The sequence below is a fragment of the Streptomyces viridosporus genome, assembly GCF_002078235.1.
GTDB classification, from domain to species: domain Bacteria; phylum Actinomycetota; class Actinomycetes; order Streptomycetales; family Streptomycetaceae; genus Streptomyces; species Streptomyces viridosporus.
On record NZ_MSGP01000016.1, the window covers coordinates 1 to 7934 of the forward strand.

At 73.6% G+C, this 7934-nt stretch carries 7 protein-coding genes, 1 tRNA gene, 1 other RNA gene and 1 pseudogene; 4 read left to right on the plus strand and 6 right to left on the minus strand.

All coding sequences use genetic code 11. The annotated features are described in order from the left end of the window. Together B7L92_RS01385 and ffs are read right to left on the minus strand one after the other, a co-directional pair. On the minus strand, window positions 1-1377 hold a 1377-nt coding region (locus B7L92_RS01385; RefSeq protein ID WP_143626217.1), incomplete at its 3' end, for a DNA polymerase III subunit gamma and tau. 87 nt (window positions 1378-1464) lie between these two features. Continuing rightward, window positions 1465-1563: signal recognition particle sRNA small type (gene ffs / locus B7L92_RS01390), an RNA gene on the minus strand. A 72-nt stretch (window positions 1564-1635) separates the two neighbouring features. Between ffs and B7L92_RS01395 the strand changes: the two genes are divergently transcribed. Next, a tRNA-Ser gene (locus B7L92_RS01395) sits at window positions 1636-1723 on the plus strand. A gap of 175 nt (window positions 1724-1898) precedes the next feature. Here B7L92_RS01395 and B7L92_RS01400 read toward each other — a convergent pair. The 3 genes from B7L92_RS01400 to B7L92_RS01410 form a co-directional block, all read right to left on the minus strand. Further along, window positions 1899-2741 (minus strand): hypothetical protein, encoded by an 843-nt coding sequence (locus B7L92_RS01400; RefSeq protein WP_081235673.1) that lies wholly within the window; start codon window positions 2739-2741, stop codon window positions 1899-1901. 335 nt (window positions 2742-3076) lie between these two features. Further along, complete coding sequence (locus tag B7L92_RS01405; RefSeq protein ID WP_081235674.1) at window positions 3077-3850, minus strand: TIGR03943 family putative permease subunit; 774 nt, start codon at window positions 3848-3850, stop codon at window positions 3077-3079. Next, complete coding sequence (locus tag B7L92_RS01410) at window positions 3847-4926, minus strand: permease (RefSeq protein WP_081235675.1); 1080 nt, start codon at window positions 4924-4926, stop codon at window positions 3847-3849. The genes B7L92_RS01405 and B7L92_RS01410 overlap by 4 nt, the downstream gene beginning before the upstream one ends. Window positions 4927-5158: 232 nt before the next feature. On the opposite strand from B7L92_RS01410, the gene B7L92_RS01415 reads away from it, so the two are divergent. The 3 genes from B7L92_RS01415 (at window position 5159) to B7L92_RS01425 (ending at window position 7327) form a co-directional block, all read left to right on the plus strand. Further along, a complete protein-coding gene (locus tag B7L92_RS01415; RefSeq protein ID WP_255310708.1) occupies window positions 5159-5722 on the plus strand; it encodes a DUF4396 domain-containing protein in 564 nt (187 codons plus the stop codon). A 157-nt stretch (window positions 5723-5879) separates the two neighbouring features. Beyond that, window positions 5880-6290: a four-helix bundle copper-binding protein gene (locus tag B7L92_RS01420; protein ID WP_218030423.1), complete on the plus strand. Its 411-nt coding sequence runs from the start codon at window positions 5880-5882 to the stop codon at window positions 6288-6290. A 56-nt stretch (window positions 6291-6346) separates the two neighbouring features. Next, entirely contained in the window at window positions 6347-7327 is a 981-nt protein-coding gene (locus B7L92_RS01425) for a DUF72 domain-containing protein (protein WP_081235678.1), read from the plus strand. Here the strand turns inward: B7L92_RS01425 and B7L92_RS01430 are convergent. After that, window positions 7301-7934, minus strand: a pseudogene (locus B7L92_RS01430) (transporter); the annotation flags it as partial. The gene B7L92_RS01425 and the pseudogene B7L92_RS01430 sit on opposite strands and share 27 nt — an antisense overlap.

Consider the following 7934-nt stretch of genomic DNA (forward strand, 5'->3'; position numbering starts at 1 on the left):
CGGAGCCGGAGCCGGAGCCGGCGCGGGAGCGGGTGCGGGCGGGGCCGGTGCGGGACCGCCCCCCGGAGCCCGCACCGCGGCCCGGGCTGCGGCGGGACCGCCCCCCGGCGGGACCGGGGCCTGGCCCTGCGCCGGACCGGCCGCCGCTCCGCCGTGGACGTCCGGTCCGGGCACGTATCCCAGGGCGGGTGCGCCCGCGCCGCCGCCCGCCGAGAAGTTCACGCCGCGCTCGATCCGGTCCAGGCGGGCCATGACCGAGCGCTCGTCGCCGTAGGCGGCGGGCAGCAGCACGCGGGCGCAGATCAGCTCGAGCTGGAGGCGGGGCGAGGTGGCGCCGCGCATCTCGGTGAGCCCCTCGTTGACGAGGTCGGCGGCGCGGCTGAGCTCGGCGGCGCCGAAGGTGCCGGCCTGGGCCAGCATCCGCTCGATGACGTCGGCGGGGGCGTCGATGAGCCCCTTCTCCGCGGCGTCCGGCACGGCGGCGAGGATCACCAGGTCGCGCAGCCGCTCCAGCAGGTCGGCGACGAACCGCCGCGGGTCGTTGCCGCCCTCGATCACCCGGTCGACGACCTCGAAGGCGGCGGCCCCGTCACCGGTCGCGAAGGCCTCCACCACGGAGTCGAGCAGCGAGCCGTCCGTGTACCCCAGCAGGGAGGTGGCCATGGCGTACGTCACGCCCTCCTCCCCGGCGCCGGCGAGCAGCTGGTCCATGACGGACATCGAGTCCCGCACGGACCCGGCGCCGGCCCGCACGACGAGCGGCAGCACGCCCTCCTCGACGGGGATGTCCTCCTTCGCGCAGACCTCGCCGAGGTAGTCCCGGAGGGTGCCCGGCGGCACCAGCCGGAACGGGTAGTGGTGGGTGCGCGACCGGATGGTCCCGATGACCTTCTCGGGCTCGGTGGTGGCGAAGATGAACTTCAGGTGCTCCGGGGGTTCCTCGACGACCTTGAGCAGCGCGTTGAAGCCGGCCGACGTGACCATGTGGGCCTCGTCGATGATGTAGATCTTGTAACGGCTGTGGGCGGGCCCGAAGAACGCCTTCTCGCGCAGGTCCCGGGCGTCGTCCACACCACCGTGGGAAGCGGCGTCGATCTCGATGACGTCGATCGAGCCGGGGCCGTTGCGCGCGAGGTCCTGACAGGACTGGCAGGTGCCGCACGGCGTCGGCGTGGGACCTTCCTCACAGTTCAGGCACCGCGCGAGGATCCGCGCACTGGTCGTCTTGCCGCATCCGCGCGGGCCGCTGAACAGGTACGCGTGATTGACCCGGTTGTTCCGCAGCGCCTGCTGCAACGGGTCGGTGACATGCTCCTGCCCGATGACCTCGGCGAACGACTCCGGGCGATAGCGGCGGTACAGCGCGAGAGACGACACGCCTACGAGGTTATAGGCGCCCGCCGACATCCGGTCCCGTCCGCGGATCCGCCCCCGCGGGCCGATCCCCCCGGGCCCGCGTCCGCACACGCAAGCGCCCCCCACGCACCCGCCAGAGCCAACCTACCCTTGCTGCCTTCCGGCCCTGGGGGAGTTCAGTCAGATAGCGCCGCGTGAGGGGCTACGCAGAGGCTACCTCATGTCGCGGGGAGGGAACGAGTTCGCGAGCACTCCTCTCGGTCATGTAATGTTTCCGGCGGAGGATTCGCCTAGAGGCCTAGGGCGCACGCTTGGAAAGCGTGTTGGGGGCAACCCCTCACGAGTTCGAATCTCGTATCCTCCGCCAGTGCCTCACCGGGCACGATGTCGAAGGGCCCCACCGCTTGCGGTGGGGCCCTTCGACGTGGTCCGTCCTCGGAGCCCCCGAGCCCCCGAGCCGGGAGCGCGCGTGTGGCTTCCCTCACCTCCTGTGCGGATGTGCGGAGACGGCCCCGACACCGCCGTGCCTGCCGGTTGTCGTCTCAGGGGCGTTCGCAGAGCTGCAGGACTCCGCCGAGGGAGAAGCACGAGGCGCCGATCAGGGTGGCCCAGTTGGCGACGCCCGCGCTGACCAGGCTGCCGGTGGCCGGGCGGGTGAAGCCGGCGATCGCCGAGATCATGAAGAGGACGGAGCCGAACTGGTTCACGGCGACGATCCACCAGCCGAGACTGCGGCGACGCAGGCAGAACCGGCCGTGGCAGACCTCGACGAACGCGAGGTGGCCGGAGACCAGGAAGAGCACGCAGCCGATCACGTCCGGGGCCCAGATCAGCCGGTTGACCTGCTGCACGCTCAGGCCCTGGAGGAAGGAGTCCAGCAGGTCGACGGCGAACACCAGGGTGCCCACGAACAGGACGAACGCGCTCGACCAGTCCACCCGCGTCGGCTCGTAACTCCACCAGCGCCAGCCGGGGGTGACGAGTCGGCCCTCGCCGCCGGGTACGTGGCGGGGAGCGTTGACGACCTGGAGCAGTGAGACGTAGCCGCCGGTGTTGAAGAAGAGGCCGCCGGCGAAGTAGATCGAGGCGCAGGTGGTGGCGTCGCCGGAGCCGAGCTGGGCGACGCCGGCCCCGGCCGCGAAGAGGGCTCCGCCGATGACGAAGGCGGTCGCGGCGACGGCGTTGAGCCTGCGCAGGCGGCGGAGCGCGACCTCGTCGGCTCTGGTGTGCCGGCTGCGGGGTGCGCCGGGCGGGCGGACGGCGAGGATCCCGCGCCGCCGGGCGAGCCGTGACTCCCACACGGCGGTCCCACCGCCGGGGAGGCCCCAGGTGAGCCGGGTGGTGAAAGGTCCTGCGCCCTCGGCGCGCTGCTCGGCGGCTCTCATGGCGGTTCCCGGTCACTGGGCGCTGGGCGTCCGGCTGTGCGCCGCCCCTGAACAGGCATCGACTCTGCCAGAGCCAACTGCGCGCAAAGGGCATTTCGTGAGGGTTTTGTTCGGATGGGTCCGACAGCCGGATGGGTCCGACGGCACGACACCGAGCGGGTCGACGCACCGCAGGGCGCGTCCGGGGCCGCCGAGTCGAACGGCCGGCTCGGTCGATGCGGGTCCGCCCCGGTCCCCGTCTCCTTCGGCGGCGGTCGGCGGAGTCCGCGAGGGGGCGGCCACCCCCTCGCGCTGAGCACGTCGCGTACCCTCCGCAGCCGCCCGGGGCCCCGTCGTCAGCGGGGAGGGGAGAGCGGAAGGGCGTCCGTGTAGGCGTTCGCCGGCCGGTCGACCTTGCTGACGGTGCGGGCGTCGAGCGCGACCGGGGCGGAGCTCGTACCGAGGGTTCCGCCCGCGTGCCAGGTGCCCACGACCGTCACCCAGGTGTCGGCGGGCGGGGGCGGGGCCCCGTGGATCCGCACCTTGACCGACTGGGCGTCCGCCGCGCAGCAGTTGATCAGGAGCCGGGTCAGGTACCAGCCCTCGCCCCGCTCGCCGGGGGTGACGAAGCCGGTCATCCGGACGGTGCGGCCCTTGAGGGCCTGCTCGCGGTCCTGCTGGACGCGGCTGGTGAAGTCACGGAGGGTCAACGGGACCGGTGAGGTCGCGGGCAGGGGATCGAACTCGTCCTGCTGCACGACCGGCTTGGTGGCCTGGCGGGAGGCGGTGTAGGCGCCGAGGGACGGCGGGGCGTGGAAGAGCAGGCTCAGGGCGGGGAGGAGGAGCAGCCAGGCCACACCGGGCACACCGGAGTGGTCGTGACCGTCGCCGCCGTGACCGTCGCCGTGGTGGTCCTCGTGGTGGCGCTCGTCGGTCTCCCGGCTCCTGCCCGGCCTCCGTAGCGACCAGGCCTCCGCCGCGCCGAGCAGGAGCAGCACCGCCCCCGACGCGATCAGCAGCGGACGCATCCAGTCGTTGACGTACCTCAGGTAGAGGTCGGTGAGGAGCGCGGCGTGCAGCAGGCCGACGCCGCTGAGGACGAGCAGGACCGCCTGCAGGGGGCGCTTCACAGCAGGGTTCCTCCGATGAGCACGCTGCACAGGACGGCGACGACCGCCGTGGCGGCGGAGAAGCGGATCGCGAAGGCCCGTCCGAAGGTGCCCGCCTGAAGGGCGATCAGCTTCAGGTCGACCATCGGTCCGACCACCATGAACGTCAGCCGCGCGAGGGGCGAGAAGCCGGTGAGGGAGGCCGCGAGGAACGCGTCGGCCTCGGAGCAGACCGAGAGGAGGACGGCGAGCGCGGCCAGGAAGAGCACCGACAGCCAGGGCGAGTCGGAGAACACGCCGAGCACGGAGTCGGGAACGGCCACGTTGAAGGTGGCCGCCGCCATGGCCCCGACGATGACGAAGCCGCCCGCGTGCAGGAAGTCGTGCTGGAAACCGAGCCGGAACTCCGTCCAGCGGCTCCGCCCCGGCCGGTGCCCGGTGTGCCGTACGGCCGGCCGCAGCCATTTCTCGCGGCCCAGCCAGAGCCACAGCCAGCCCATCGCACTGGCGGTGGCGAGCGAGGCGAGCAGCCGGGCCAGCACCATCTCGGGGCTTCCGGGGAAGGCGATGGCCGTGGTGGCCAGCACCACCGGGTTGATGGCGGGGGCCGACAGCAGGAACGCGAAAGCGGCGGCCGGGGTGACGCCCCGGCCGATGAGGCTGTTGGCGACCGGCACGGAGGCGCACTCGCAGCCGGGCAGGACGGCCCCGGCGGCTCCGGCGACCGGGACGGCGAGCGAGGGATTGCGGGGCAGCACCCGGGTGAACACCCGGGCCGGCACGAACGCGTTGATCGCGCCGGACAGGGCCGTTCCGAGCAGCAGGAACGGCAGCGCCTGCACGGTGATGGAGAGACAGACGGTCCGCCAGGCCTGCACGGCCGGCTCGTCCCCCCACCGGCCGACGACGAAGAGCACCGTCCCGGGAAGCACGGCCGCCCCGAGGAGCAGCAAGGGCCAGTGCCGGGGCCAGCCGCCCGCCGGAACCCCATCGGCGTCCGCCGGGGCTCCATCGGCGTCCGCGGATGCCTCGTCGTCGACCGCGGGGGCCGCGACGCTCCCGTACGACTCCCCGGCCCGTTCCTCTGCCTGTCGCATGCCGCTCCGTGTGTCCGACGTCCGGAGCGAAAGATAGCGGCCCTCGGGCACCCGTGTTCGGGCGCGCCGCGGACAGGCCCTTCGTCCGCTCCTCGCCGGCCGTGCGCCCGGGCCACGGGCACCCCGGGGCGTGGCGCAGGTCGACCACCCCTGGACACATACCCCTAGGGGGTATAGCTTGCGGAAGGTGGAGGTTCTGCGGGGCGCACCGGACGGACAGGGGATGAAGGTCATGGAACACACCGGTCGGCACGGCGACACCACGCATGACCACGGCGGGCACGGAGACCCGGCGGGCCACGAAGCCCGCCACGGCACCCACACCGCTCACACCGCCCATGGCACCCACGGTCCCCGCGCCGGGGCCTCCTGGTCCATGGCGGTGAAGGCGACCCTGCACTGCCTGACCGGCTGCGCCGTCGGCGAGATCCTCGGCATGGTCGTCGGAACGGCGCTGGGCTGGAGCAACCTGCCCACCATGGTCCTGGCGATCGCGCTGGCGTTCCTGTTCGGCTACTCGTTCACCCTGTTCGCGGTGGTCCGGGCCGGCCTGGACCTCAAGTCCGCGATCAAGGTGGCACTGGCCGCCGACACCGTCTCGATCGCGGTGATGGAGGCCGTCGACAACGGCATCGTCGCCCTCACCCCGGGCGCGATGGACGCCCATCTGTCCGACGGGCTGTTCTGGTCGGCCCTGCTCGGCGGGTTCGCGGTCGCCTTCCTGATCACCACCCCGGTCAACAAGTGGATGATCGGCCGCGGCAGGGGCCACGCCGTCGTGCACGCCCACCACTGAGCACCGGACCGGTCCTCGCGTCCGGGGCGTCGCGGAGGGGTCCGGGGCGCCCCGGACGCGTTTGCGTTCCCCGGCCGGGCCAACCCGGCAGGGGCGGGGGCGGACCGAACGCGGCCACCCCGGACCGCACCGCCCCGGCGACGACCGAGGAGGACCGATCGTGACGACCGTCAAGGACATGCTCGCGACCTACCCCGCCGACCTGGGCCGGGTGGACCGCGACAAACTCACCCGGTGCATCGAGGAGTGCGTCGCCTGCGCCCAGGCGTGCACCGCGTGCGCGGACGCCTGTCTGTCCGAGAGCATGGTCGGCGAGCTCACCAAGTGCATCCGCACCGACATGGACTGCGCCGACATCTGCAACGCCACCGCATCCGTCCTGTCCCGGCACACCGGCTACGACGCCCACGTCACCCGCGCGATCCTCACCGCGTGCGCCACCGCCTGCCGGGCCTGCGCGGACGAGTGCTCCACCCACGCCGACCTGCACGAGCACTGCCGCCTGTGCGCGGAGGCCTGCCGCTCGTGCGAGCAGGCGTGCGACGAACTCCTCCGGTCCCTCGGCTGACCGCCCGGCCGGCTCCGCCGGTGTCTGCGGGGTGGCGCGGCGGGTAGCCGGGCCCCATGGGCGACATCCTGGTGGGCACCTGTTCCTGGACCGACCGGGCGCTGGTCGGCAGCGGCTGGTACCCGGCGGGTCGGCGGGACGCCGAGGGGCGGCTGCGGTACTACGCGCAGCGGTTCCCCGTCGTCGAGGTCGACGCGTCGTACTACGCCCTGCCCTCCGAGCGGAACAGCCGGTTGTGGGTGGAGCGGACGCCCGACGGGTTCGTGTTCGACGTCAAGGCGTTCTCCCTGCTGACCGGGCACCCCACCCGGAGCGCGGTGATGCCCGGCGGGCTGCCGCCCGACGCGCGCGACCCGGCGGTGCTGGACGAGGTGTGGGCGCGGTTCGCCGAGGGGATCGGGCCGCTGCGCCGGAGCGGGCGGCTGGGGAGCGTGCTGTTCCAGTTCCCGCCGTGGCTGCGGGCCGGCGCGGGGGCCGAGGCGTTCGTGGAGGAGTGTGCGCGGCGGGCCGAAGGGTGGCCCCTCGCCGTGGAGTTCCGGCATCCCTCGTGGTGGGAGGCGGGGCGCGCCGAGGCCACGTCCGCGCTGCTCGCCCGGTGCGCGATGGCCGCGGTCGGCGTCGACATGGTGCAGTCGCTGCCCTCGTCCGTACCGCCGGTCACGCCCGTGACCTCGCCCCGCCTGTCCGTGGTGCGGTTCCACGGGCGCAGCACCGCCTGGGGCACGGGCAGCAAGGAGGACCGGTTCCGGTACGCGTACGGGGCGGAGGAACTCGGGGCGTGGGTGCCGAGGTTGCGCCGGCTGGCCGACCGGGTCGAGCAGGTGCACGTGCTGTTCAACACGTGCTGCGGGGACGCCTCCGTGCGGGCCGCCGAGCTCATGAGCGGACTGCTCGGGCTCTCCACCGACGGGCGGACCCCACGGGCGGACGGCCCGTCGACGGATGAGCCGTCAGCGGACGCCCCGTCGACGGATGGCCCGTCAGCGGGCGGCCTGCCGACGGGCGATCCGTCAACGGGTGATCCGCACCTTCCGTGACGCGCTCACCTGGTCCAGCTCGGTCACCCTGACCGTCGCCTTCATCGTCCAGGTGCCCTCGAGGGGCAGGTTGAGGTCGCTGGTGGCCCAGTAGCCGCCCCGGTCGGTCAACCGGGCGTCGATGGGCCCGATGTCCTTCGCGGTGAGGGTGAAGGACAGCCTCAGTTCCGGGACGATCGTCAGCCCGCCGTCCGCGCCGAAGACCACCGCCTGGACGCCGTTCTCGCCCACCCGGCCCGGGTCCAGCGTGATCTGCACCCGGCCCTTGCCGCCGGGGGTGCCGACGTCGTAGGGGATCGTGACCGTCGACGCCCCGGGGAGCCCGGCCACCGGGGCCGTCCCGGCGGTCTTGGCGGCCTCGGCCTCCGCGCGGGCCGGGAGGGTGCCGGTCAGCACCGACGTGACCAGCAGCACCACGATGCCCACGGCCACTTCGACCAGCACGGACAGCCGCAGGGCCCGGCGGCGGCGGTCCGGCTCGTCCGCCGGGGGGCGCGACCGGTCCCCGGAGCCCATCTCCGGCTCCCCGGTCCCCGGTCCCCCGGCCTCCGGCTCCCCGGCCTCCGGCTCCCCGGTCCCCGGCTCTCCGGTCCCCGGTCCCCCGCTC